Here is a 25,540-nt window from a genome sequence, read left to right on the forward strand (position 1 = left end):
CGGGTTGCACGGCGGCCGGTCCGGTGTTTCGGGCAGCACCGCGTGCTCTCGCCGCGGTAACGCCGCAGCGCAGAGTTCATCACCGATACGGAGATCAAACATGACTGTCGATGTGTCAGCGTTCCAGTGCGACTGGCAGCGCCAGGTGATCCTCGAGCTATGCGTCCCTGCGCATTTCGACGCAAACGCCGAACGTGAACGGCGCGTCGAATTCCTCAGCGATTACCTGTATTCGAACGGACTGCGCACATACGTCCTCGGCATCAGCGGAGGCGTCGATTCGTCGACCGCGGGGAGGCTCGCACAACTCAGTGTCGAGCGGTTACGGGCGAAAGGCTATGAAGCGCATTTCCTCGCCGTGCGCCTGCCCTACGGCGAGCAACGCGACGAAGCGGATGCGCAGCACGCGCTGCACTTCATCCGCCCGGACGAGGCGTTGACGGTCAATGTGAAAGAACCGTCCGATGCGATGCTGTCCGCGCTCAAGCGCGCGGGGGCGCAATACACCGACGACTTTCAGGAAGATTTCGTGCTCGGCAACATCAAGGCGCGGCAGAGGATGATCGTGCAGTATGCGATCGCGGGCGCGAGAGCAGGTGTCGTGATCGGAACGGACCATGCGGCCGAATCTCTGATGGGCTTTTTCACCAAGTTCGGGGACGGTGGCGCGGATATTCTCCCGCTTGCCGGATTGACGAAACGACGCGTGCGGGAACTGGCGAGAGTGATAGGCGCGCCCGATCATCTGGTGATGAAAGTGCCGACTGCCGACCTCGAAACGTTGACGCCGCAAAGACCTGACGAAGACAGCTATGGGATTGCCTACGACGATATCGACGACTTCCTCGAAGGCAAGTCTGTTAGCGACGAAGTCTTGACCACGATCCGGCGCTTCTACATGGCGACGCGCCACAAGCGTGCATTGCCGGTGACGCCGGGATGAACAAGCCAGCGTCGCGTGGCTTCCCGACCGGCGGGCCGAAAGGGCAGCCCGCTTGTTCGGGACTGGACGCGGGTCTGCACCGCCGCAAGCACTATGATTTGTCTTCTTGGGACGGCGGCCTTGTTTCGGTCAAGGGAAGGTGCGGGTTCTGTATGGCGTCCGGGTCGCACCGCCGCTTCATTGATCGAGCATCCGTAGTTCCTGAGCATTGCCCGCGACCGCAGGTCACCAACCGGCGCTGTCGTACCGGCGCGCTTTCGGGGGGATACCGTTTCGCGGCTGCCGCGAACTGCGCGCATGTTGTCTGCGGAAGTAACGGTTGAGCGCAGGTGTCGCGCTCGATCCGTGCACGATGACGGACAACGTGATGCTCGCGAGTATCACTGAAGCAAGCGGCCTGAACTGATTGCCGCCTTGCTCGAGCGCAAGCAGCAGGTAATAAAATGCGCCGACACCGCGAATGCCCATCCACCCGATCAGAACGCGCTGATAGCCATCCACGTTCGCGCCGACGAGGGCAAGTGAAGTACCGACAGGCCGCGCGACGAGAAAGAGCACTAGTGCAGGCCAGATCGCGTGCCAGGTCAGCACCTCGCGCCAATGTGCGGAAACGGCGCTGCCGATGGCAAGCATCAATGCGAATTCGACGAGCCGTTCGATTTCACGGGTAAAGCCCATCATCGATTCAGCCATGTAGGCGTGGGCTCGCTCCGGATCCGTGGCCGCAGTGTGTTTCTCTTTTCGTTGCACGCTGGCCAGTACTTCCGACGGCGGGCGGTCGCCGGTTGCCTTGAGCTCTTCGTGACGTAACGCGACGCCCGCGACGAACACGCCGACGAACGCAATGGTGTGCGCCGCGAGCGACGCGCCGTAGCAGATCCCCATCAAACCGAGCGCGAGAAAGCCTTCGACGCCGACCGCTTCGCCATAGCGCGTGCGAAGCCTTGTCACGATCTTGACCATGCCGACACCGCACACCCAACCGATCAGCGCCGCGCCGCCCAGGCCCCAAACGACGCTCAACGCAAATCCAATCGGGCTGCTGCCGGCGAAGCCCTGAATTCCGCTTAAGGCGAAGCCCGCGAGCGCAACAGGATAGGCGGCGCCGTCGTTGCAACCGCCTTCGCCTGACAGTGAAAATCGCAGCGGCTCGTCGTCGCCCGCTTCGCGCACGCGAAGTTCATTGGCGAGTACGGGGTCGGTCGGCGCGAGGGCGGCCGCGAGCACGAGCGCAGCGCCTGCAGAAAGATGCAGCCCCCAGATACCGGTGGCCGTCACGATCGCGACGGTGATGATCATCGCGGGAAACCCGAGCCTGAGCGGTAGCCACCAGAGGCGATCGTGCAAGGAAACGCGAAGATGCATGCCGATCGAGAACAGCGAGACGACCAGGCCCACTTCCGTGACGATGCGCAGCGTCCGGACATCGCCGTCGAGCGAGACCGGCAGCATTCCAGCGCCCGCAGTGCCGATTAGAAATCCGACGCAAAGATAGACCATCGCGCCGCTCAAGGGCAGACGCGCAATCAATCCACGGCCGATCGCCACCGCGACGAGCAGCACGCCGACAAGGGCGAACCATGCGGCCTCGATCAACATGTGCGGACCCGATCAATCAACTTCACGTCGTGGCGCAGATCAAGGCTTCGGCGCGTTACCCGGCCCGCCGGGGCCTGCCGGCCCGCTGGTGTCGGGCGTATTGCGTACGGGATTCTGGTCCGGCTGAACGTCCGTATCGGATTGCGGTTCCGGCGTCCGCGCGGGCGGCGTGCCCCGTCCGACTTTGGATTGCTGCGGCTCCCGCTTCTCTGGCGACTGGTTGATATTCATGAGTTGCTCCTTGGAGTTATGCGCCCATCCGTCGCGGTTCTCTCGATGGTCGGGAAGCTGCAGCGCGTCCGTTAGACGAGCATCCGTTATGCCTTTGCGCGGCTGTCCGTCGCTTCATGAAGGCGTGACAGACTGTCTTGCGGCACGGCGTATGCTGAGTGCACGCATCCGCCATTACGTTGACGAATGCAATGAGCGACGTCATCCGTCTTCGCCGCGAGCGAGCGCATGTGCACACACGCCTGCTCGTTGCTGGGCTGTTATCGGCACTCGCTGCCATTGATGCCAGCGCCGCTCCGCAACAAAGCGTGCTCAAGCCGGCGGGCGTACAGGCGGCGCGCATTCTCGACCTGTGGAACCTGACGCTGGTCGTCTGCGGGGTCGTGTTCGCAGCGGTGCTTCTCGCGATGTTCATCGCACTATTGCGCGCGCAACGCAGCGATGCATCGACGGCGCCCGACTCCGCGCCCGATGACCCTACCGAAAGACTTGCACGGCGCGGGGTGATCGTTGCTTCGTCGGTATCTGTCGTGCTGCTGGTCGGTCTCGTCGCCGCCGATGTGCTGACCGATCGCGCATTGTCGATGCTGCCCGTCGTGAATCCCGTGCGGATCGAATTGACTGGCCAGCAATGGTGGTGGCAGGCGGTGTACCCACCGGACAGCGGTCAGCCCGGTTTTACGACGGCGAACGAACTGCACATCCCCGCCGGGCGGCCCATCGTCGTCGCGCTGAAAGCGGGCGACGTCATCCATACGTTCTGGGTGCCCAATCTGCACGGCAAGAAGGACATGCTGCCCGGCATCCAGTCGACGATCGAGTTTCGCGCGGACAAACCCGGCGTGTATCGCGGACAGTGCGCCGAGTTTTGTGGCGCCGAGCATGCGCTGATGGCGATGCTGGTCGTTGCCGAATCACCGGACCAGTACAGCGCATGGCGCGCGAATCAGGCGGGCGCGGCGGTATCGTCCGTCGATGCGCTCGCGCAGCGCGGCCGGCAGGTCTTCGAGCGCTCGACGTGCTCCGGATGCCATACGGTGCGCGGTACCGCCGCGCAAGGAACGCTTGGACCGGACCTTACGCATCTGATGAGCCGTCAGACGATCGCAGCGGGCATGTTTGCGAACACGCAAGCCAACCTGCTGCATTGGATCCGCGAGCCGGATGCAATGAAGCCGGGCACGACGATGCCTGCCTTGCCTCTCACGGCCGACGACCTGCGCGCGGTCGTTGCGTGGTTGGAGACGCTCCAATGAGCACGACGGGAGCGCGTATCGTGACCGGTCAGAACCTCGATCTGAAGGACGGTCCGGACGCGTCGCCAGAGACGCTCGACGCGCTGGCGCAAACGTGGCGCGATCCGCCGGGACTGGTCGGGATGCTGTCGGCCGTCAATCACAAGACCATCGCGCGCCGGTTCATCGCGACGACGTTCGTATTCTTTCTACTCGCGGGAGTGCTCGCACTCGCGATGCGCGCCCAGCTCGCGCGCCCCGACAACCGTCTGATTTCGCCCGATCTCTACGACCAGCTGTTCACGACTCACGGCTCAGCCATGATGTTCCTGTTCGCCGTGCCTGTAATGCAAGCCGTGGCCGCGTGGCTCGTACCACTGATGGTCGGCGCGCGCAGCATCGCGTTTCCGCGCATGAATGCGTACGCCTACTGGGTCTTTCTGTTCGGCGGCGTGTTGCTGTTCGGCGCGCTCGCTGTCGGCGCAGGTCCTCGCGCGGGCTGGTTCAGTTACGTGCCGCTCGCGGGCCCCGACTATTCGACAGGAAAAGGCTCGGATATCTGGGCGCAGATGATCACGTTCACCGAGCTATCGGGGCTGCTCGAAGCCGTCGTGCTGATCGCGACGATACTCAAGATGCGCGCGCCGGGTATGTCGCTCAGCCGCATGCCGCTGTTCGTATGGGCCACGCTGGTTACACAGTTCATGGTGCTGTTTGGGATGCCGGCCGTGATGCTCGCGAGTACCGCGCTGATTCTCGACCGGCTGGTCGGCACGCAGTTCTACAACCCGTCGCTCGGCGGCGATGTGCTGTTGTGGCAACACCTGTTCTGGTTCTTCGGGCACCCCGAGGTGTACCTGATCTTCATACCGGCGCTCGGTTTCATGTCGTCGATCATCGCGACATTCTCGAGACGCCCGGTGTTCGGCTATCCGGCGATGGTGCTGTCGTTGATCGCGACTGCGTTTCTGGCGTTCGGGCTGTGGGTGCATCACATGTTCGCGACCGCGGTGCCCGAGCTTGGCAAGAGCTTCTTCACGGCGGCGAGCGTGATGATTGCAGTTCCCTCGGGTGTTCAGATCTACTGCTGGCTCGCCACGCTGCTGACCGGGCGGCTCAATCTGAAGGTGCCGCTTTTTTTTGTGCTGGCGTTCTTCTTCAATCTCGTGCTGGGCGGCATGACGGGCGTGATGCTCGGTTCGGTGCCGCTCGATTTGCAGGTCCACGATACTTACTTCGTGGTTGCGCATCTGCATTACGTGCTGATCGGCGGAGCAGTGTTCCCGCTGTTCGGCGCGATCTATTACTGGTTTCCGAAGGTGATGGGCCGCATGCTCGACGAGCGGCTTGGTCGATGGCACTTCTGGCTGTTTTTCATCGGCTTCAACGTGACGTTTTTCCCGATGCATCTGCTCGGCTTGCAGGGGATGCCGCGCAGGGTGTGGACGTATCCACATGGGATGGGATGGGACGGGATGAACCTCGGCGCCACCGTCGGCGCTTACATGATGGCCGTGAGTATCGCGATCTTCCTGTTCAACGTGGCGCGCAATGCGCGGCATGGACAGCTCGCCGGATCGGACCCGTGGGGCGGCGGCTCGCTTGAATGGAGCGTGCCGAGCCCGCCGCCGCCTCACAACTTCGATGCATTGCCCGTTGTGTACGAACAGGAGCCGCTGTGGTCGGCGCGCCGGGAGCCGCGATTCGTGTCAGGACTCACCGCTTCGGCGCGTGAGGTGCTGACGACTTCCGCACTCGACGCGATACCGGACACGCGCCCGCTGTTTCCGTCGCCGTCGATCTGGCCGTTCGTCAGCGCGATCGCAACGACCGTCTTTTTTATCGGCTCGATATACACGCCGTCGGCTGTCTGGTGGGGCACGGTGCCCGTGGCGATTGCGATGATCGTCTGGTTCTGGCCGACGCGGCGCGAGAATGCCGTTGCGCGCGCGCTCGAGCGGTGGCCGGAAGTGGCGGGGCGCGGGCGGAGGAGTCGAGCATCGGCTGTCACTTCTTCGCGCGATGGTTCGTCTTCTGATGCGCAGCCGTCGACGCTCGACGTTCGCGCATTGCCCAGCTTCGGCTTTGGCGCGCGCAGTCTGATGTGGTGGGCAACCGCGGGGCTCATGCTGATCGAAGGCTCGGTCTTCGCGCTCGCGGTCGCCGTCTATTTTTATCTGCGCACGGTCAACGCGTCATGGCCATTGCATGCGCCGCCGCCGTCGCTGCTATGGGGTTCGCTGAATACGGTCGTGCTGATACTGAGCATGGTGCCCAACGAGCTCGCAAGACGTGCCGCGAACAAAGGAAATCGCGAACTCGCGCGATTGTGGCTCGCCGTATGCGTCTGCTTCGCGCTGATCTTTCTCGTGCTGCGCGGCTTCGAATTCACAGCGCTCAACGTGATGTGGAACGCGAATGCATACGGATCGATCGTGTGGACCTTGCTGGCTTTGCACACGACGCACCTGATTACGGATACCGTCGACACCGCCGTGCTCGCGGTGCTGCTATTCACGGGGCCGTACGAAGGCAAGCGGCTCGTCGACACGAGCGAGAACGCGTTCTACTGGTACTTCATCGTGTTGAGCTGGCTACCGATCTATGCGGTGATCTATTTCGCGCCACGGATGTCGCTATGAATCCGTCCTTTGCATCGTGGGCCGGACTCCTCGCGGCGCCCCTCGTGGTGCTCGGCGCGCAAAGTCTCAACTATGCGCTCGTGCATGTTGCATGCGCGCAGCGCAACACGGTCGCGCTCGGGATCGTAAGTGCCGTCGCATTCGTATTTTCGGTCGCCGCTGCGTGGCTCGCGTATCGACGCTGGCGGCGCGTATCGCATTCCCGCGAACCCAACGCGTCTGACGATAGCATTCCTGCCGCGCACGCAGCGTTCTTTCCGCTAATGGCCATGCTGGTGGCTGCGCTCTCGGCGTTGGTTCAGTTGATGATGTGGTTCCCCCAATGGTTGCTGTCGCCCTGTCAATGAAGCGCTCTATCAGGCATCTACGTGGTCGCGTGGCGTTCATGGCTGCGTTGACGCTCGCGCCGGGCGTCGCGTGCGCGCATGGGCTCACGGGGTCGGTAGAGAGTCCGCCGTCGTTCGGATGGACGTACGAACCATGGGTCGTCGCGCTGATGGCAGTCAGCATCGCCGCATACGTCACCGGCTACTGGCGGCTGCGCAATCGCGCGTCACTGCGATCGCACAGCGCGCGCGTGCGAGCGACACATCTGATTGGCTTCCTGAGCGGCTGGGTCGCGCTTGCGCTCGCGCTCTTCTCGCCGCTCGACACGCTGAGCGGCGCGCTTTTCTCGGCGCACATGGTGCAGCACGAATCGATGATGCTGATTGCCGCGCCGCTGCTGGTCGCGGGCCGACCCCTCGGCGTCTGGATGTGGGCATTGCCGCGGCGTGCGCGCGCGGGTGTCGGACGGTGTGTGAGAGCGGACGGGTTTTCGTCCTGCTGGAGAGGACTGACAACGCCGTTGACGGCCTGGCTGCTGCATGCCGTCGCACTATGGGCATGGCATATGCCGACGATGTTCCAGGCTGCGCTGCTGCATCCGTGGATCCACTCGCTGCAGCACGCGAGCTTTCTACTCACCGCGCTGTTGTTCTGGTGGACGGTTGCGGGCGAGGGCGCAAGGCGGCAGACGGGCGGTCATGCCATGCTGTCGCTCTTCACGACGATGGTGCATACGGGCGCGCTCGGTGCGTTGATTACGCTCGCACCCGGCCTTTGGTATCCGCTGTATGCCGAGCCTTGCAGCGCGATGGGCGTCGATCCGCTGCACGACCAGCAACTGGGCGGGCTGATCATGTGGGTGCCGGCGGCCGCTGCGTATCTGATCGGCGCCCTGGCGATCGCCGCGCGCTGGCTAACGCGTCGCAAAGCGCCCGCGCTGGCGACAGGGCAGGCCGTCATCGTGCCGCGGGACGGTTCGACATGACACGCGCGTCGATCCGGCGGCTGGCCGCTTGCGCCTTCGTGGGCGCATGGGCGCTGGCATTCGCGACCGCATCGTCCGATGAATACATTGGAACGGTTCCTTCATCGAAGATCGCCGCCAGTCGCGAAACGCTTCAGCGCGGCGAATATGTCGCGAAAGCAGGCGACTGCGCGGGCTGCCATACGGCTGTCGAAGGCAAGCCGTACGCGGGCGGCCTGGGTCTGGCCTCGCCGTTCGGCACGATCATGTCGAGTAATATCACGCCCGACAGGCAATCTGGCATCGGGCAATACACATACGAAGAGTTCGCCCGTGCGCTTCGCGAAGGCGTTGCACGAGGCGGCAAACGGCTCTATCCGGCGATGCCGTACGCGTCGTTTGCGAAGGTGAACGACGACGACATGGACGCGCTCTACGCATACATGATGCAGGGCGTCGCACCCGTCGCCCAGCCGACTCCGCCTTCGCACGTCGCCTTCCCGTTCAACCAGCGCTGGACGTTGCGCTTCTGGCAACTCGCGTTCGCGCCGAAAGGTGTGTATACACCGCGCGCCGATCGCGACGCGCAATGGAATCGCGGCGCGTATCTGGTGCAATCGCTGGGGCACTGCGGCGCGTGCCATACGCCGCGAGGCGCGGGCTTCCAGGAGCGCGGCTATGACGAGTCGACGAAAACGTATTTGACGGGCGGCGTCAACGATCACTGGTTCGCGCCGAACCTGACGGGCGACAACGGATCCGGCCTGGGAAGAATGAACGAGGCCGATATCGCGTCGTTCCTGAAGACGGGGCATGCGGGTGGTGTGATCGCGTACGGCAGCATGGTCGAGCAGATCGAAGACAGTTCGCAATATCTGACGAACGCTGACGCTCAGGCGATCGCGCATTATCTGAAGTCATTGCCGGCGCAGAATTCGTCTGGCACTTACACGCCCCACGTCGAACCCGCGCGATCGCCCGTCAACGGCAGCCGCGTACCCGATGAACTGTCGCTCGGCTTCAACGTGTACCGAGGGTTCTGCGCGAGTTGCCATCGCGAGGACGGGATGGGCGTGCCCAACGCATTTCCTTCATTGGCGGGCAACCCGTCCGTGCTCACAGAAGATACGACGTCGCTGATACGTTTGCTCGTGGAAGGCGGCAACAGTCCATCGACACTAACGGGGCCGCCGCGCCAGTCGATGCCCGGTTTTGCAGCGACGCTCGCCAATGTCCAGATCGCCCAGGTGCTGACGTATATACGGAGCGCGTGGGGCAACAACGCGCAGCCGATCACGGCCAATGACGTCAGCTCGCTAAGGAGCAAGCTGCACAAGTGACGGATTTCTACGCGACTGCATTCACGAATCGGGCTCCAATTCATGCTGCCCCCGCCGCCAGCCGCAACCGGTGTCCGGTGTCCGGCGGCTGGCCAGAGGGACCGGTGGTTAGGTGCTCTTTTCCTGGCCGATTGCGAATGCCGCGAGGGTGTCAGCAAAGCCGCCTCGCGCTTTCGATGCGATCCTCGCACTCGTGACAACCCGCGGGGCCGCGCTCCACGCGATGTTCGCGCCCGTTGCGACCAGCATGTCGACCAGGGCGACGTCTTCGCTGCAGACGCGAGGGGTAAAGCCACCTGCGCGGCAATAAGCGCGCGAAGAAACGCCAAGGTTCGCACCGTGTACATGCCGGTGCCCATCTGTATCGATGTACGACCGGTAAAAAGCTTCACGTGTTTGTGCGTCGTGCTCGGACCAGTCATCGACAGTCACCACGCCGCATACGGCGTCAGCCCGCAGCGCCAACTGTGTGACCAGCCAGTCTGGCGCGACGCGACTGTCGGCATCAGTAAAAGCAAGCCAACGTGCGCCCCTGTTGAGCGTCCACGATGCGCCCTTCGCCCGTGCAACACCAACGTTCCTTGCGTCGACCCCGACAGTGTTCACCCCCGCGGTCTCGGCGATTGCGCTGCTGCCGTCGCTGCAGCAGTCAAGCACAACAACTATCGCTACTTCCTCTCCATGCAAGAGAGGATGCGTCGCGGCGACCTGGGCGGCGCGCAGACAGGCAGGCAGTAGTACTTCTTCATTATGGGCTGGAATCACGATGCCGATCATTCACTCCTCCGCATGATGAACTCGACATCCGGTCGTTCAGGCTTCACGGGACGTGGAGATAACGATACTCATGCAGCACGAGTCGTGCCGCCCGCTCGTTGCGTACACAACTGCCGTGCGAGAACCGCGAGGTATGCAGCCGTCCTTGACGCGGACGCTTGCCCGGTTTAAAAAAATCAGGCATGAGGGATGCGCGACAAAGCATCGTCCACATGTCATCCGGAGTACGACCATGGCAACAAGCACACCGTCGAGCATCTATAAGGTTACTGAGCTCATTGGCACGAGCCCGACTTCATGGGAGGAGGCGGCGAAAAATGCAGTCGAAACTGCCGCTAGTCCACTTCGCGACTTGCGGATCGCCGAAGTCTGCAAGCTCGACATAAAGTTCGACAACGGCAAAGTGGTCGAGTATCGAACCAAGGTTTCTCTGTCGTTGAAGTACGAGGCCTGAGAGATACCGCACAGTCCAGTTTTTCTGGCAAAGCGCGTGGCTAGCTGGCGATAACAGCGGTTATCACATGGCACCCCCGCCCACCTACTCCCGTTGATCAAGCAGCGTGGCGAGCTTGCGAAGATTTGCCGAAACTTGCTCGAATGCAAAGAGCAGCGTCGACAATGCGTGAATCTCTGCCGACCGATGCGGGTGACCTGCGCCGTGTGCTGCATCGATGTGTTTTGCCAGGGCTGCACACGCGTCGCCTATCGGCTGCGTTGATCCCATGCCTTCGGGCAGAGCGGTGTCACCACGGAGATAAGCCGCAACTTGCTGCAAGTATCCGTCGGCTCGCTCGAGAATCGCATTGGTGGCCGGCGTGAGGGTTTCGCGTTCGGGCAACGCGTCGCGTTGGCTGCGCATTACACGATCAAGCAGGACCAGACCGTGCCAGAGAGTTTCCAGCGCATCCAGTACCGCGTAAAGGGTCGGTCCTTGCTTGAGATGCGGCCGCACGCGCGCATCGCCAGAGCTCAGTCGCGCGTCGATCAGGCGTCGAAGGAAGCGCGCATGAATCGAATCGGTCGATTTCCCATCGACCGCCGACGACTGCAACGACAGGGTGCTCAGCAGATCGCGGCAATCATCGACCAGGTCGGCCATGAGGTCGAACGCGCGCGACCGGGCGAACCGTGGCCACACGATGATGGACACGCCGATGCCGACGGCCGAACCTAGTCCGATCGCTATTGCGCGGGAGAGCGCACCCGTCAGACCTGTCGAAGGCTCCAGCGCGACCGCGGCGGCCACCACGATGCTGTAGTTCGTCGACGGATAAAAGATCGAGGCGAGGCTCGTAGCGAACGTGGCCAGACCCAATCTCGACAACGTGTCCCCGTCAGTCGGAAACAGGGCTAGCGTTGCGACACCGACCGCCGAGCCTCCGACGGCACCTACGATTTGCCCGACTCCGACGCGGAGCGTGCGGTCGACATTCGCCTGCAGGGCGAAAAGACTCGCGAAGACTGCCCATGTCACGTTCGTTGCGTCGATTGCTTGCATCAGAGAGTAAGCGATCGCGGCTGCGAAAAGCGACTGCAAACAGACGCGTAGTGCATCCGCGCGGCGAAGGCAAAGGTGCAGCCGCAGTTTTCGCTTCAGGTGGAATCGCCAGTGGCTGCGAGACAATGATGTGGTCTTCCTTTGCCTGTTGCCTGGTGGCGGATATCGTAAAGATTCAAACGGGTAGCGCCGGTTTTTGCAGATCGGGTTAGTCGATCGCGCCGATCTGAATCAGGCTAAGACATGAACAGTTGCCAGATAACGGAGTGCGTAGATATCGAACAGCGGAGCAAGCACAGTGCCCCGGCGGCAGCAGGTAGACGACGCGACTGCGACGCGTCAAATTCGGATCCGGTACGTCAAATGCTGGCACCTACCGACCGCGTGACCGGAATCCTGTTTATGAGCACGAGTGACAAGCGCATTGCTCTCGAGAAGGTGGTTTCGCTTGAGGCCAGACTCCGCTCGGGCCTACAGAGCACGAAATCGCCCGTTCGGCCTTTATCTCGCGCGGACTGCGCCGACGCACGCAGTGCCGTCGACGCAGCGCGATACGCTTTGCCGACGATCATCTATTCGACCCTGCTTCAGCGGATCGATCAGGTCGAGCGCTCGTTGACAAGCGAACGTGACGACGCGAGGACTCGTTAAGGTCGCGACGTGAAGCGGGATGGCGTGTGCCGGGTTAAGGGTTGCAGTTCCCCGGCCGCTCGCGATATACCGTACCGCTCGACGCCGATGGCGTGGCGGCCGCCAGACAACGATCGATGCGCTGCTATGGTCGTGGATCAGCATGCTGCAAGAGATGAGCATCTACAAGGCCGGCTATTTGCAGCACGGCCAACGTTTCGCAACCGCAAGATAGTAATGGCGACCGCTCGCGCTCGACCGACGGGCGGCACACCGCTTGCGGATTTCATTCGCCGCGCTGGGTCACGCAGGATGCAGCGTGTGGCGCTTATCTCACTTGCCTCGGGAGTTATCATGAAACTGCTTGCCACTCGGGACGGCCTTCCGCGGCTGTCGTGGGGCCCTATCGTCGCGGGCGTGATTCTATCGATGATCGTTTATCTGATCATGAGCGTACTCGGCGCGGCCGTTGGCGCGTCGTTGCTTGCACCGATGACCAAACCCAATCCGCTTGAAGGGTTCGGCTTCGGATCCGGTGTCTGGATGATCGTCACGACCGTGCTTGCCGTCTTCGTCGGTTCGTATTTCGCCGGCCGTTGTGCGCCCGTGCTTGGATGGCTTCATGGTCTGCTGTCTTGGGCCGTGATGACGCTATTCGTTGTCTATGGCATGACGTCGCTCCTCACGGGCGCAGTAAGCACGGCCGGCAGCGTCGCCGCCACGTCCGCCCAGGTTGGCGCGACAGCGACCAACCAGACGGGCTCGGCGAACTCCGTCGTCGACACCGCGAAACAGCAGATGCAGGCGGCCGTCGCGTCCGCGACAGCCATTGCGTCCAGTCCCGAGGCCCAGCAACAGGCCCGTCAGACGGCCGATACGGCAGCCCGGGGCGTCGCACGCGCGAGTTGGTATTCGTTCGCGGCATTGATTGTCGGCGCTATCATCGCGATCGTTTCGGGAGGAGCGGGATTTCGTCATCAGCCGCCGTTCGAGGAGAGCGGGGGTTCCGCCACGCGACATGAAGTTGCGCGTGCGCGTGGCCGTTACGCACAGTCCTGATTTGCACGGCAAGTCTCGCGCGCTCGACGACCAGCCGTGCGGCGCGCGAGCGACGAACTTCGTCTCGGCCGCGTCTGCGAGCGCGTTTTCAGAATAGGGAGAGTCCGCGTGCCGTCGCTTCGATGGCGACGGGTGCATCCAGCGCGAAGACGGGGAATTGCCAGTTTCCCTTCGGTTCTTCGAATCCCGCAGACTGATCGCTCTGATCGCTCTGATCGCTCGAGCGCGGCAGGGGGCGCAAGCTCTTTTTTCAAAAATAGTCTGGATGATCAGCAGCTGAGGTCCTGAAGCACGCAGGTTTGTCACGCAACTGCATCAACCGGCCACGCGAGCGGTGGCAGCACGGTCAGCCGCAGTTGAATGAAGGTCGACAGAAACTTACCCACACGCTGAGTTCGCAGTCATGCCATGTCGACCGCGAAGCCCTCCAGCACAGCACCGAGTTCCTCGATTGAAAACGGCTTGCGCAGTGCAGCCCATCGGAAAGGCATCGCGGGCAAGTCGGGCATCTCGTAGCCAGATGAGAAAAGCACGCGTATCCGGGGCCGCGCAACGACGGCCCGCTTCGCGAGTTCGACGCCACCCAGGCCGGGCATGTTAAGGTCGCTCATCAGCACGTCGAATGTCTCTTCGCTCAACCGTTGCAGCGCCTCATGTGCACATGTCGTCGATTTGTGCGCGTAACCGAGGGCGCCGATCTGTTCGCTTATTGCCTCTGCAAGATTCTCATCGTCATCGACGATGAGAATGCGAAGAGGCGTCGCAGAAGCGGGCCGCAGGGCGTCGGATTGATCCCCGGAAGGTTGGTCGGAGATATCGAGCATTTGCCGGACCTTACGGGCGAGCTGGGCGCGGCTATAGGGTTTGCTGAGCAGTTCGACACCAGGGTCGAGCCGGCCGCCGTGCACGATTGCATTATGAGTGTAGCCCGATGTGAACAGCACCTTCATGCGGGGCAGCAGCAAGGTCGCCTGCGCCGCCATCTCGGTGCTCCGTACCGGCCCGGGCATCACCACGTCGGAAAACAGTAAATCTACGTCTACGCCGCTGCGCAACACGGTCAAGGCTTGCTGTGCATTGTCCGCCTTGAGTACTCGGTATCCGAGGCCTGTGAGCGTGTCGATGGCGGTCGACTGTACTTTCTGATCGTCCTCGACGACGAGGATGGTCTCGGTTCCGCCCTTTACGGGCGCATGCGTCCGTGGCGGCGGTTCAACTGCGGGCTGAGTAGAGCGGGGAAGGTAAATCCTGACGATCGTGCCGTGGTCGGTTTCGCTATAAATTCTGATATGACCGCCGCTTTGCTTGACGAACCCATAGGCCATGCTCAGTCCCAAGCCGGTGCCTTGGCCCTCCGGTTTCGTGGTGAAGAACGGGTCAAACGCGCGCTCCAGCACATCCTGCGGCATTCCTGTTCCGGTGTCGGTGATGGCGAGCATCACGTATTGTCCCGGAAGCACATCAGGGACTGTCGCAACGTATTCGTCGTCCAGACTCGCGTTGGAAAGCTCCATGGTCATCTTGCCCCCTTGCGGCATCGCGTCGCGCGCATTGATGGCCAGATTAAGAATGACGTTCTCTAACTGGTGGATATCGACGAGCGTATTCCACAGTCCGCCCGCGACCACCGTTTCGACACGAATCGTCTCGCCCAGCGCGCGGCGGAGCAAATCGTCCATGCCACGCAGCGCGGCTGCGAGATTGATCGCAACGGGTTGCAGAGGTTGCTGACGGCCGAACGCCAGCAGATGCGAGGCGAGCTTCGAGCCGCGGTCCACGGCGTCGATGGCCTTGAAAATCCGGTCGCGCGACCAGGCGTCGCGGTGATGCCGGCTGTCGAGCAACTCAAGGTTGCCGCGCAATATCTGCAGAACGTTGTTGAAGTCGTGAGCGACGCCGCCTGTCAGCTTGCCCACGGCTTCCATCTTCTGCGCCTGAAACAGGGCCTTGCGGGTTTCCTCCAGCATCCGGTTGGCTTCCATACGCTCGGTGATATCGCGCGTGATCTTGGCGAAGCCGATCAGTTCGCCTGTGTCGTCCCGGATCGCGTCGATCACCACGTGCGCCCAGAATCGCTTGCCGTCCTTGCGGACCCGCCAGCCTTCAGCTTCGAATCGTCCCTCCCTGGCGGCTATCGAAAGCCCGCGCTGCGGCAGTCCGGCTTCAACGTCGTCCGGCGTATAGAAACGCGAAAAATGCGAACCGATGATTTCGTCCGCGTCGTAGCCCTTGATGCGTCGGGCGCCCGCGTTCCAGTTCGTAATGACGCCTTCGGGCGACAGCATGAAAATCGCGTAGTCCGTCACACCATTTACGAGCGTACGGAAGCGCCGTTCGCTCTCGACCACGGCTTCATGCGCTCTACGCTTGTCTGTCATATCGCGGACGATCTTGCCGAATCCCAGCACACGGCGATCGTCGCCCTCGAGCAGTGTGATCACTACATTGGCCCAGAAACGCGAGCCGTCCTTGCGCAGCCGCCATCCTTCCGACTCGGTATGGCCTGCGCGTCGCGCGATATCGAGCGACACCGCGGCACGGCCGGTTTCGCGGTCTTCGGGTGTATGAAAAATATCGAATGGCTGACCAATGACTTCCTCGGCCGAATAGCCGTGAATCCGTTCGCCACCCCGATTCCACGTCATGATCGTGCCGTCGGCGGAAAGGCCGATTACTGCGTAGTCTTCCACGGTACTAGTCCAGTGTCGGCACCAGTCTTCGGGAAATGACGTGTTCTGGTTGTCGTTACCTTGCATCGATTGCCCCTATCACGATCCGCGCTTTCGGCTACCTCTATGCGCGCGAGGCAGCAATCTTCGCGCCTGATCAGGCATGCCTTCCGATGGTTCGCGGTTCGGACGTCGACACGTTGCCCGTCAGCGCACCGACGCAAGAGATCCTGAAACCGGTGCTGCGCCAGCACGACGACCGTGCAGCAACCGGTGGCGCCGGGCGGATGCCTGGCGAGTTCGTACGTCCTGCACCCATTGCGAAGCACTACGGTGCTGCGCATCGGGAAGGGTTATTGCTCGACACAGGTTTCATAAGGATCCCACTACAGGAGAAAACCATGACCGACGTCAGGCATCCCGAACTGCCTTTTACCGATCAACAGCAGGACGACGTTCCGGGTCACACAGGCCCGATGCATCCGCAGCCCGACCATGGAGAGGAGAGCTATGTCGGCAGCGGCAAGCTGGAGGGAAAGGCCGTTATCGTCACGGGAGGCGACAGCGGTATTGGGCGTGCAGTCGCCATCGCGTTCGCGCGTGAAGGTGCAGACCTGTTGATCTCCTACCTCGACGAAGATGAAGATGCCGAAGCAACGAAGCGCTGGATCGAGAAGGCGGGTCGGCGCGCCGTCCTGCTTCGCGGCGACATCACGAACGCCGCGCATTGCGACGAGATCGTGGCACGTGCAGTCAAGGAGTTCGGCAAGCTCGACGTGCTGGTGAACAACGCGGCCTATCAGATGACCTACGATTCGATCGACGACATCAGCGACGACGAGTGGAATCGCACGTTCGATACCAACATCGGCGCAATGTTCAGGATCACGCGCGCCGCCGTCAGGCACATGAAGCAGGGTAGCGCGATCATCAACACCACGTCGATCAACGCCGACAAGCCGAATCCGGGGTTATTGGCGTACGCGACAACTAAAGGCGCAATCCAGAATTTCACGGCCGGGCTGGCGCAACTGCTTGCCGAACAGGGGGTACGCGTGAATTGCGTCGCACCCGGACCCATCTGGACGCCGCTGATTCCGTCGACGATGCCGAAGGACAAGGTGGAGAACTTTGGCAAGCAGGTGCCGATGAAACGCCCTGGCCAACCGGCGGAAGTGGCGCCCGCGTATGTCCTGCTCGCTTCCGATGCAGCCAGCTACATCTCGGGCGCAACGATTGCCGTGACAGGCGGTGCGCCGATTCTGTAGCGCGGCCGCTAACCATGCCTTATGTGGCGGGCGTACTCGTTTGCGTCACGTGATTCGAAGTGCTGCCCTATGTGGAGGCTTATGGCGTTGCCTGCGCGCTCGTTATGCCGCGCAGGCCCGGATGGATGTGAGCAGCTTTAAAGGACGCTCCGTTCTCGTCGCTCCGGGTATGTCGGATGCACGAGTTCCGCCGAAGGCGCGCGCGATAGATGCGCTGCCTTCACGTGCGCTGCACGTTTGCGACGTCTGCAGCGCTGGCGCTTTCCCATTGGAGCAAAAGATGAAACTTCAGGGCAAGATCGCACTCGTCACCGGCAGCGACTCGGGTATCGGCAAGGCGATCGCGACGCTGTTTGCGCAGGAAGGTGCGGATGTCGCCGTTATTTACCATACCGACGAGAACGGCGCGAAGGATACCGCCACCAGGGTGGAAGAGGTGGGTCGGCGTGCGCTCATCCTGAGGGGCGACGTCGGCGACTCCGCGTCTGTTGCGTCGTGTTTCAAGGAGGCTGTGGCGAGACTCGGTGGCCTGAGCATCCTCGTGAACTGTGCGGGCATCGGTGCGGGCGGGGCGGAAGTGGCAGAGATCGAAGACGCGCAGGTTGAACAGGTATTGCGCACCGACCTGTTAGGACCGCTTTTCTGCTGCCGGGAGTTCGTCAGGCTGCGCCGTATTTCGGGTGGCGGAGGCCGCATCGTCACGATTTCTTCCGTCGCCCAGCATCTGCCGACGCCCGAGAGCGCACCCTACGGGATGGCGAAAGCGGGGCTCGGGTCGCTTACACGCAGTCTGTCGCGTGAAGTCGCCGAAGATCGCATCAACGTGAACAACATCGCGCCTGGCTTGATCCAGACGCCAATGACGCAAGGACGCCTCGATGATCCTGAAGCCCGCGAACAATCCTTGTCGCGCATCCCGTGGCATCGCGCCGGACAACCCGAGGAAATTGCGCGGCTCGCCCTGTTTCTTGCCTCCGACTACGGCGACTACGTGACAGGGCAAACGTGGACCATCGATGGTGGTCTGTCGATGCAATGGGGCGGGGCATGAACCGTAATACGAAGTGACAGGAGTCGGATATGAGATCGCCGGGACGCTTCAATATTCTTCTTGTCGTAATCGGCGCGCTAATTGTCGGTAATGGGTTGACGGTCATCGCCGGAATCCACCTGCCTGATGACCAGACGGGTGACTGGTACTATGCCTTTGCGGGTGCAGGGCTCGTGACGGCCGGCGCCGCACTGGCGACGTCTTGTATCTGGACGCTGGGGTGGCATGCGTTATTCCTCTTTGTCAGTCTGCAATGGACGATCGCCGAGGTGGGACTTTCGTTCACCTCTTTGGCCGCGCGTATCGTTCCGGGACTGCTGGTAGGCGCAATGTTGCTGACGCCCTCCATTGGGCGGCGACTGCGCGCAGTGCCGGCCAACTGTACGATGCCCGGCGCTCGCATCGAATCCGTCATGTTCTGGAACGACGCGGCGCCCGCTGCGCTCGCGGGCATCATGCTACTCAGCACGGGCGTGTGTGTCTTGACGCTGGTCACAAAGCTGCATGTTCTGTAGCGGCATCTCGTTTCGTTTTCCTGCATCGGCCGAAGCGTTCGTTACGCGATGGGCTTCACGAATCGCGCGAGAAAAGTGCGCGTCGTTCCATCAGGAAATAGCACTGCAACCTGGTCCGCCGTGGCGAACGACACCTGACCCGTGCCGTACTTTCGCACACGCACGGACTGGCCGCGCGCGAAGCCGTGTCGGCTGTCGAGTGTCTTGCGGGCGGTATCCATCATGCGGCCTTGTGCCGTGACCGGTTCCTTCACAGGCTCGATATGCGGCGCATTCAGACAGTTATCGCAACTGCCGCAGCGCTCCACGTCTTCGTCATCGCCGAAATATTCGAGGATCGTGCGCCATCTGCATCGCCCCGTCTGCGCATAGTCGATCATCTGCTGAAGCGCTGCACGGTCGCGCCCGGCCAGTTCGCCATAGCGTTCGAGCGACGCACTGAGCACGTCGTCTTCGACGCTCGCGTCGCGCAGCACGTATCGGCGTGCGCGGTTGCGCGACACGAGGCGCGCGTCGTGCATGATCTTGAGCGCGACCTGTAGCTTGTTGCGTCCGACGTCGCCGAGCGATTGCGCGAGTTCTCCCGCGCTGACGCCCGTGCCCGACGCGTCGCGAGTTCGTCGAAGCGTGTCGTGCACGCGCACGACGAGATCGCGATCCGGGTAGCGCCCAAGCATCAGAAACTGTTGCACGCGCCGGTCGCTGAGATCGAATAGCAAGACGCAATCGGCGGGCTTACCATCTCGTCCGGCGCGGCCGGTTTCCTGGTAGTAGGCGTCGATGCTGCCCGGCATCTGATAATGAACGACAAAACGGATGTCGCCCTTGTCGATGCCCATGCCGAATGCGTTCGTTGCGATCATCACGCGCGCCTCGCCGGACATGAACCGGTCCTGCGCGTCGTGCCGTTCGCGCGCCGAAAGTCGTCCGTGATACAGCGCGGTGGCGAAGCCCCATTCGCGGATCGCCGCCGAGAGCGTCTCGGCTTCACGTACCGTCGCCGTGTACACGATGCCAGGTCCGTCGCGTTGCGCGAGCAGCGTCTTGATGCTTTCGTGCTTCGCTTGGGCCGATCGTGCGGACGCGCGGCCTCTGCCGCCGGCCACAGAAGTTTGCGTCACGCCGTAGTGCAGGTTGGGACGATAGACACCTTTTTGCAGTACATGCGGGTCGCGCATGCCCAGCGTGCGCACGATGTCGTCGACGACGGCTTTCGTCGCCGTCGCCGTGAGTGCGAGAATCGGCGGTCGACCGAGGCTTTCGACGGCATCCCCTATCTGCAGGAACGCGGGCCTGAAATCATGGCCCCATTGCGAAACACAATGCGCCTCGTCGACAACCACGAGACTCACCCTCCAGCGATCATCGCGTTCCGTGTTGCGCGTCGATGCCCCCGCGCCGACGCGCGTTCGGAGCGCGTCGAGCAGTAGTGGCTTACCCAGTTGCTCCGGTGTGACAAAGACGATCGCACGCGAGGCGGTGCTGAGCTTCCCGTATGCATCGCGTTCTTCGTCCGCTTTCAGGCTGCTGTTGATCTGGACGGCTTCGACGCCCGCATCGACCAGCTTGTCGAGCTGATCCTTCATCAGCGCGATCAATGGCGAGACGACCAGTGTCAGGCCGTCAAGATGCAGCGCAGGCAACTGATAACACAGCGACTTGCCCGCACCCGTGGGCATGATCGCGAGCGTGTCGCGCGCTTGCATCACGCTCTCGATGATTTCCTTCTGGCCTGGCCGCAGCGTTTCGAGGCCGAAGACCTCCCGCAACGTTCGGCGCATGGCCCGCTTGCCCGTGTCCATTGAAGCCGTCATGTTTCTGTTTCCTTCTTTTTCATTGCGGCCAGTTGCTGAGCGCGCGGTACGGCTGCGGCGCCCTTGCGCTCGCGGTCGTACCAGCGCGCCGCTGATGCGTCACAGGATTTAAGGCTGTTTGCTGGGAACGGGCGAAGCCTCCATGCCGAGTTCCGCGCCCGTGGCGGGATCGGTCGATGGGTCGGACATCAGCCGCTGGCTCATCGCCTGGAGCGCGGTCTGCTGGGTGGCGCTCAGCTTCACCGACGCGGTGCCGTCGCCGCCGCCCGCCGTCAATGGCGGATCTTCGACAAGTTGCAGCCCAGTGCCCTGATTCCACGGTCCCGGAACAGGTGGCTGCCCGTGAGACATCTTGTAGTAGACGCTCGCGAATTCGGGAACGGGTGGCATCTTGCCCGGAGGGAAGTTGCCCGCAATCGAATATAGTGCTTTTTCGAAGGACTTCTGGTGCGACACTTCCCGCGTCATCAGGAAGCCGAGCGCGTCGCGCACGCCCGGATCGTCGCTCACGTTGATCAACCGCTCGTAGATGATCTTCGCGCGCGCTTCAGCGGCAATGTTCGAACGCAGGTCGGCTGTCGGCTCGCCGATCGTGTCGATATACGCCGCTGTCCACGGCACGCCGGCGGAATTCGTGAGCGGGGTGCCTGCGCCGTACAGCACCTGCGTCAGATGACTGTCGTTGCCCGCGCCATAGATCTTGCGATACATCTCAGCCTGTTCGTCGACTGCTTCAGCGAGCTCGCCCTTCGCGCCGCGGTTGAGCATCGCCACGATCGAGCCGATGATCTCCAGGTGGCTGAGTTCTTCCGTCGCAATGTCGTAGAGCATGTCCTTGCGGCCGGGGTCTTCTTCAGTGACGGCTTGCGTGAAATAACGCATTGCTGCCGCAAGCTCGCCTTGCGGTCCTCCGAACTGTTCGAGCAAAAGATTCGCGAGCCCCGGGTTGGTGTCGGTAACGCGAACTGTGTACTGCAGACGCTTGTTGTGAACGAACATATCGACCTCCTTAAGGTTGGCTTAAGCCATTCGTCACAGCGCAAACGTCGTTCCACTGAACGCGTCCGGTCAGGGCGTGGCGTCGCCGTGAAGTCCATCGATAATCAGCAGGCGTGTCGCGACAGCGGCGGGGCGTCCCGGCTTGAACCAGGGCATGTCGGGAATGCACGAATCGGTGAGATAGATGCTGCCGTCCGGTCCTTCCGCGAAAGTGTCGGGCCAGCGCAATCCCGGTTCGTGCACGAGCACGTCGAGGCGCTGGCCATCCCACACCTTGACGGCGTGCTCTTCGACAGCGGTGATGTAAAGCTTTCCATCGCGGGCGATGTGTAGTCCATCGGCCGGTCCGTGTTCGAAGAGTTTTTCCACACAGGACCCAACACGGTCGGCTGAAAGCGCGTCATCGACAAGGGCATTTGTCGGGATGCGATGAACGGTCTTGCCTTTGACGGCTTGCCAGTACAGATAGCGTCCATCTCGCGTCAGTGCGATTCCGTCGGCGGAAAACTCGACGCCTCGTCCATCCGGCCGCCGCAACGGTATGCCATCGGCGTGCACGGTGACAGCCGCATCCATTTGCGTCGACGGATGGCCGTCCAGTACGCGCCGCGCTTCGCCTGTTTGCAGGTCGACAACGACGATGGCGCCTTGCGTGCCGGAATCGGTGATGAAGCCGTGACGTCCGTCCGGACTGACACGGATATCGTTCAGATAGCTGCCTTGCGGCGCGATGTCGGGCGCGAAGGCGATGCATTGCGCGACGCGGCCGGTCGCGAGTTCTATTCGCACGAGCTTGGGCGCGCCGGGCACGACGAACGATTGCGCGGGTGCGCCTGGATCGAGCACCCAGAGATTATCCTGTCGGTCGCATAGCATCGCCTGCACGCATACCCAGTGGTCGGCGGGGTTCATTTCGTCGCGCTTTGCGTTTCGCCAGCTATTCCACGCATCGTCCGGATAAGGGCGCACATTGCCGTCGGGCGTCAGTACACCAACGGAAATGGGCGTGTCTTCCGTCCAGCGGGGAAAGTTGACGAAGATGCGGCCGTCGGATGCTATCGCGACGCCTGTCGCCTGATGGTCGAACGCCGCGACCTGCCTTAATCGAGGGGTGGTTGCGTCGGAGGACGGCGCAGCGTCTAGCGGCATGCTGTCCGCGGCTAAACGGGATTGCGGGTCGGTCATCGAAGTCTCCTGAAGCCTTGTGCGTGTTGATCGAGATTGCCAGTGTCAATGCCGCCGCTTCCATGCAAGCAGGCCAAGCGCCGCCGCGCCGAGTGTCAGTGTTGCAGTCCATCCGGGATGCAGTGCTGCTTGCGTGTAGAGACTGCTTTCATGCACATAGCGCTTGTGCGGCGACCGTTCGAGCAGTTCGCTGCGTCGCGCGGCGTCGGTTCCCCGCGTGCGACGTTCGGTCGACTGCATGCGAACGCCGAGCCGTCCCATGAAGGTGTCGAATAGCCGCGGAGCGAGACGGGCGAACGCGACGTTGCCGGGCGCGGCGCCACCGACATAGATGGACCGCCGGGGCGACACGGCCGCATGTAGAATCGCGTCGGCCACGACAGCGGGCGAATAGAGCGGCGATGGCAATTTCGGCTCGACGTCCAGATGGTTGCGCGCGTGTTCGACGAATAGAGTATGGATACCCGACGGCTTGATGAGCGTGACAGAGACGGGCGCCCGCTCGTCGATCAGCTCGAGACGCAATGCATCGGTAAATCCCTTAACGGCGTGCTTCGATGCGACATACGCGCTTTGTAACGGGATGGCGATGTCGGACACCTCGCTGCCGAGATTGATCAGCGCGCCGCCGTGTTGCCGCAGATAGGCGACGGCGACGGTCGAGCCGCGCACGATGCCCCAATAGTTGGTATCGAACAGATCCTGTTGTTCTTCCATGGGCACTTCATCGAATCGCCCATAGATCGACCCGCCCGCGTTGTTGACCCACGTGTCGAAACCGCCATAGCGCTGGATGGCACGGTCTGCGGCTGCCTGCACTTGCGCGGTATCGCGCATATCGGCGATGACGTAGTCGACTTGTGCGCCTGTGGCGTTCAGGTCTACGGTGATCGTCTTCAGCGCAGCTTCGTCGCGTCCCGCCAGCATCACGCGCGCGCCGGCTTTCGCTGCCGCGCGTGCTGTCGCGAGGCCGATCCCGCTGGTGGCGCCTGTAATGACGATGACCTGTTCGTTCAACGGTTTCAGTTTGATGCGGCTCATGATGGCGGTCCTGTTCGTTGAGAAAAAAAAGCAGCGGGGCACGGGTGGATTTCCGCCGCCTTCGCTTAAAGGAGGCAGAAGCGCCCGTCGTCGTGCATTGGCTGCGATGCGACTGCATGTACGAGAGTCGTGCCGTTCGTGCAAAGCGAGTTCAACGAATCAGCTATGCCTCGGGGTTTTTCAGGTCGGCCTCGATCAGCGACGCGCCATGCGCCGTGGCCGCGGCTCGTGCAGCGTCGACAGTCAGGAATGGACCGATCGGCGATGAGCCCTCGAACGGATACAGCTTGCGTCCATCTGTTGTGCGCACCAGTGCCAGTTCACCGAAGAAGCGCCCGGCAGAGGCGAATCTCGTCGTCACGTAGATGATGTAGTCGTCCGCTGTCTCCGGGCGAGATTTCCCGCTCGGTTCAACCATCAGTTTCCGCCGTACCATTCAGCGCTCCCAATCTTTCCATCCGGACAGCAAACGCAATGCCGATGAGCCTCTCTGCGAGGCCCGTGCGGTAGCGGCCTGTTGCGGAACGTTGCAATCGGTCTGTATCAAGGCTTGAGCAGGACCTTGATGCAGCCGTCCTCCTTGTCGCGGAAAGTCTTGTACATCGATGGGCCGTCTTCGAGCGCTACTGTGTGCGTAATGACGAACGACGGATCGATCTGGCCTTCCTGTATCCGGCGCAAAAGGTCATCGGTCCACCGATTCACATGCGTTTGCCCCATGCGCCACGTGAGCCCTTTGTTCATCGACGCGCCGAATGGAATCTTGTCGATCAGTCCGCCATAGACGCCGGGTACTGAAAGCACACCGGCGGGCCGGCAGACATAGATCATTTCGCGCAACACATGGGGACGGTCGGTTTCCAGCATGACGGCCTGCTTGGCCCGGTCGTACATCGAGTCGAACGAGCGCGTCGCATGCGACTCCATACCGACTGCGTCGATGCATTTTTCCGGACCCTTGCCCATCGTGAGATCCGCCAGCCGGTCGAGCACGCTTTCTTCCTTGAAGTTGACCGGAATCGCACCGCCTGCGCGTGCCATTTCCAGACGTTCCGGAACCCAGTCGATCGCGACGACCTGCCGTGCGCCGAGCAGTGCGGCGCTGCGAATCGCCATCTGCCCGACGGGACCGGCGCCCCAGATCGCGACGGTGTCGGAGGGCTCGATATCGCATTGGACGGCAGCCTGCCACCCAGTCGGGAAGATGTCGCCGAGAAACAGCACCTGCTCGTCGCTCAGGCCATCGGGAATCTTTACGTGCGTCTTGTCGGCGAACGGCACGCGGACGTATTCGGCCTGGCCGCCTGGGTACCCACCCGTCAAATGCGTATAGCCGAACAGACCGGCCGTCGTGTGACCGAACAGTTTGTCGGCGGCGTCGCGGTTCCGGTTAGTCCGCTCGCACACGGAGAAATTGCCGCGCCTGCATTGGTCGCATTCGCCGCAAATGATCGTGAACGGCACGACCACGCGGTCTCCAGGTTTGAGCGCCGAGTTCTCCTTGCCGACCTCGACCACTTCGCCCATGAACTCGTGTCCCATGATGTCGCCGGACTTCATGCCGGGCATGAAGCCGTCGAACAGATGCAGGTCGGAGCCGCATATGGCGCAGCTGGAAACCTTGACGATTGCATCGCGCGGATGCTCGATGATCGGATCCGGTACGGTGTCGCACCGAATGTCTTTCTTGCCGTGCCATGTGAGCGCTCTCATTGCGTTTCTCCGGGATCAGAGAGGTGGATGGGCCGATAGC

General features: G+C 62.2%; 22 protein-coding genes. 11 read left to right on the top strand and 11 right to left on the bottom strand.

From position 1 onward, the window contains the following. Positions 1-100: 100 nt before the first annotated feature. The gene (nadE, locus tag QEN71_RS18870) at positions 101-943 is read left to right on the top strand and encodes an ammonia-dependent NAD(+) synthetase (protein ID WP_233472131.1); all 843 of its coding nucleotides are present in this window, start codon (positions 101-103) and stop codon (positions 941-943) included. Between the two features lie 225 nt (positions 944-1,168). Here nadE and QEN71_RS18875 read toward each other — a convergent pair whose 3' ends face one another. Together QEN71_RS18875 and QEN71_RS18880 are read right to left on the bottom strand one after the other, a co-directional pair. Beyond that, positions 1,169-2,542 carry a cation:proton antiporter gene (locus tag QEN71_RS18875; protein ID WP_201660686.1) on the bottom strand — a complete coding sequence of 458 codons (1,374 nt, stop codon included), beginning with the start codon at positions 2,540-2,542 and terminating at the stop codon, positions 1,169-1,171. A 39-nt stretch (positions 2,543-2,581) separates the two neighbouring features. Then, complete coding sequence (locus tag QEN71_RS18880; protein ID WP_201660683.1) at positions 2,582-2,773, bottom strand: hypothetical protein; 192 nt, start codon at positions 2,771-2,773, stop codon at positions 2,582-2,584. A 191-nt stretch (positions 2,774-2,964) separates the two neighbouring features. Here QEN71_RS18880 and coxB point away from each other — a divergent pair, with 191 nt between their 5' ends. Genes coxB through QEN71_RS18905 form a run of 5 tightly spaced genes read left to right on the top strand, consistent with a single transcriptional unit; the run spans position 2,965 to position 9,281 of the window. Further along, positions 2,965-4,029, top strand: a complete 1,065-nt coding sequence (gene coxB / locus QEN71_RS18885) for a cytochrome c oxidase subunit II (RefSeq protein ID WP_201660680.1) — start codon at positions 2,965-2,967, stop codon at positions 4,027-4,029. After that, the gene (gene ctaD / locus QEN71_RS18890) at positions 4,026-6,650 is read left to right on the top strand and encodes a cytochrome c oxidase subunit I (RefSeq protein ID WP_201660677.1); all 2,625 of its coding nucleotides are present in this window, start codon (positions 4,026-4,028) and stop codon (positions 6,648-6,650) included. The genes coxB and ctaD overlap by 4 nt, the downstream gene beginning before the upstream one ends. Then, a complete protein-coding gene (locus QEN71_RS18895; RefSeq protein WP_201660674.1) occupies positions 6,647-6,997 on the top strand; it encodes a hypothetical protein in 351 nt (116 codons plus the stop codon). Before ctaD ends, QEN71_RS18895 begins: the two co-directional genes overlap by 4 nt. A gap of 38 nt (positions 6,998-7,035) precedes the next feature. Next, the gene (locus QEN71_RS18900) at positions 7,036-7,962 is read left to right on the top strand and encodes a cytochrome c oxidase assembly protein (RefSeq protein ID WP_307792592.1); all 927 of its coding nucleotides are present in this window, start codon (positions 7,036-7,038) and stop codon (positions 7,960-7,962) included. Then, positions 7,959-9,281, top strand: a complete 1,323-nt coding sequence (locus tag QEN71_RS18905) for a cytochrome c (protein ID WP_201660668.1) — start codon at positions 7,959-7,961, stop codon at positions 9,279-9,281. Before QEN71_RS18900 ends, QEN71_RS18905 begins: the two co-directional genes overlap by 4 nt. A 108-nt stretch (positions 9,282-9,389) precedes the next feature. Here QEN71_RS18905 and QEN71_RS18910 read toward each other — a convergent pair whose 3' ends face one another. Then, positions 9,390-10,058, bottom strand: a complete 669-nt coding sequence (locus QEN71_RS18910) for a glycosyltransferase (protein ID WP_201660665.1) — start codon at positions 10,056-10,058, stop codon at positions 9,390-9,392. A 232-nt stretch (positions 10,059-10,290) separates the two neighbouring features. Here QEN71_RS18910 and QEN71_RS18915 point away from each other — a divergent pair, with 232 nt between their 5' ends. Then, the gene (locus tag QEN71_RS18915) at positions 10,291-10,512 is read left to right on the top strand and encodes a dodecin family protein (protein WP_201660663.1); all 222 of its coding nucleotides are present in this window, start codon (positions 10,291-10,293) and stop codon (positions 10,510-10,512) included. An 84-nt stretch (positions 10,513-10,596) separates the two neighbouring features. Here the strand turns inward: QEN71_RS18915 and QEN71_RS18920 are convergent, their stop codons facing one another. Further along, positions 10,597-11,556 (bottom strand): FUSC family protein, encoded by a 960-nt coding sequence (locus tag QEN71_RS18920; RefSeq protein WP_201660662.1) that lies wholly within the window; start codon positions 11,554-11,556, stop codon positions 10,597-10,599. Between the two features lie 984 nt (positions 11,557-12,540). Here QEN71_RS18920 and QEN71_RS18925 point away from each other — a divergent pair. After that, positions 12,541-13,245, top strand: a complete 705-nt coding sequence (locus tag QEN71_RS18925; RefSeq protein ID WP_201660660.1) for a hypothetical protein — start codon at positions 12,541-12,543, stop codon at positions 13,243-13,245. Between the two features lie 401 nt (positions 13,246-13,646). On the opposite strand, the gene QEN71_RS18930 is transcribed toward QEN71_RS18925, so the two are convergent. Continuing rightward, a complete protein-coding gene (locus tag QEN71_RS18930; protein WP_201660658.1) occupies positions 13,647-16,001 on the bottom strand; it encodes a hybrid sensor histidine kinase/response regulator in 2,355 nt (784 codons plus the stop codon). A gap of 314 nt (positions 16,002-16,315) precedes the next feature. Here QEN71_RS18930 and QEN71_RS18935 point away from each other — a divergent pair, with 314 nt between their 5' ends. The 3 genes from QEN71_RS18935 to QEN71_RS18945 are packed head-to-tail and all read left to right on the top strand — an operon-like array spanning position 16,316 to position 18,748. After that, the gene (locus tag QEN71_RS18935) at positions 16,316-17,182 is read left to right on the top strand and encodes a glucose 1-dehydrogenase (RefSeq protein ID WP_201660656.1); all 867 of its coding nucleotides are present in this window, start codon (positions 16,316-16,318) and stop codon (positions 17,180-17,182) included. 49 nt (positions 17,183-17,231) lie between these two features. After that, on the top strand, positions 17,232-18,233 hold the full coding sequence (locus tag QEN71_RS18940) for an SDR family NAD(P)-dependent oxidoreductase (protein ID WP_290468254.1): 1,002 nt from the start codon (positions 17,232-17,234) through the stop codon (positions 18,231-18,233). A 29-nt stretch (positions 18,234-18,262) separates the two neighbouring features. Then, positions 18,263-18,748, top strand: a complete 486-nt coding sequence (locus QEN71_RS18945) for a hypothetical protein (protein WP_201660654.1) — start codon at positions 18,263-18,265, stop codon at positions 18,746-18,748. 41 nt (positions 18,749-18,789) lie between these two features. Here QEN71_RS18945 and QEN71_RS18950 read toward each other — a convergent pair whose 3' ends face one another. The 6 genes from QEN71_RS18950 to QEN71_RS18975 form a co-directional block, all read right to left on the bottom strand. Continuing rightward, on the bottom strand, positions 18,790-20,562 hold the full coding sequence (locus QEN71_RS18950) for a RecQ family ATP-dependent DNA helicase (protein WP_201660652.1): 1,773 nt from the start codon (positions 20,560-20,562) through the stop codon (positions 18,790-18,792). Positions 20,563-20,670: 108 nt separating this feature from the next. Further along, positions 20,671-21,561, bottom strand: a complete 891-nt coding sequence (locus tag QEN71_RS18955; protein ID WP_201660650.1) for a manganese catalase family protein — start codon at positions 21,559-21,561, stop codon at positions 20,671-20,673. A 69-nt stretch (positions 21,562-21,630) separates the two neighbouring features. Next, entirely contained in the window at positions 21,631-22,746 is a 1,116-nt protein-coding gene (locus QEN71_RS18960) for an L-dopachrome tautomerase-related protein (protein WP_201660647.1), read from the bottom strand. A 45-nt stretch (positions 22,747-22,791) separates the two neighbouring features. After that, positions 22,792-23,787 (bottom strand): SDR family oxidoreductase, encoded by a 996-nt coding sequence (locus QEN71_RS18965; RefSeq protein ID WP_201660644.1) that lies wholly within the window; start codon positions 23,785-23,787, stop codon positions 22,792-22,794. 163 nt (positions 23,788-23,950) lie between these two features. After that, entirely contained in the window at positions 23,951-24,205 is a 255-nt protein-coding gene (locus tag QEN71_RS18970) for a DUF6723 family protein (protein WP_223962178.1), read from the bottom strand. Between the two features lie 125 nt (positions 24,206-24,330). Then, positions 24,331-25,500 (bottom strand): zinc-dependent alcohol dehydrogenase, encoded by a 1,170-nt coding sequence (locus tag QEN71_RS18975; protein ID WP_201660638.1) that lies wholly within the window; start codon positions 25,498-25,500, stop codon positions 24,331-24,333. Positions 25,501-25,540 lie beyond the last annotated feature (40 nt).

It is taken from the genome of Paraburkholderia sabiae (assembly GCF_030412785.1).
Taxonomy (GTDB): Bacteria; Pseudomonadota; Gammaproteobacteria; order Burkholderiales; family Burkholderiaceae; genus Paraburkholderia; species Paraburkholderia sabiae.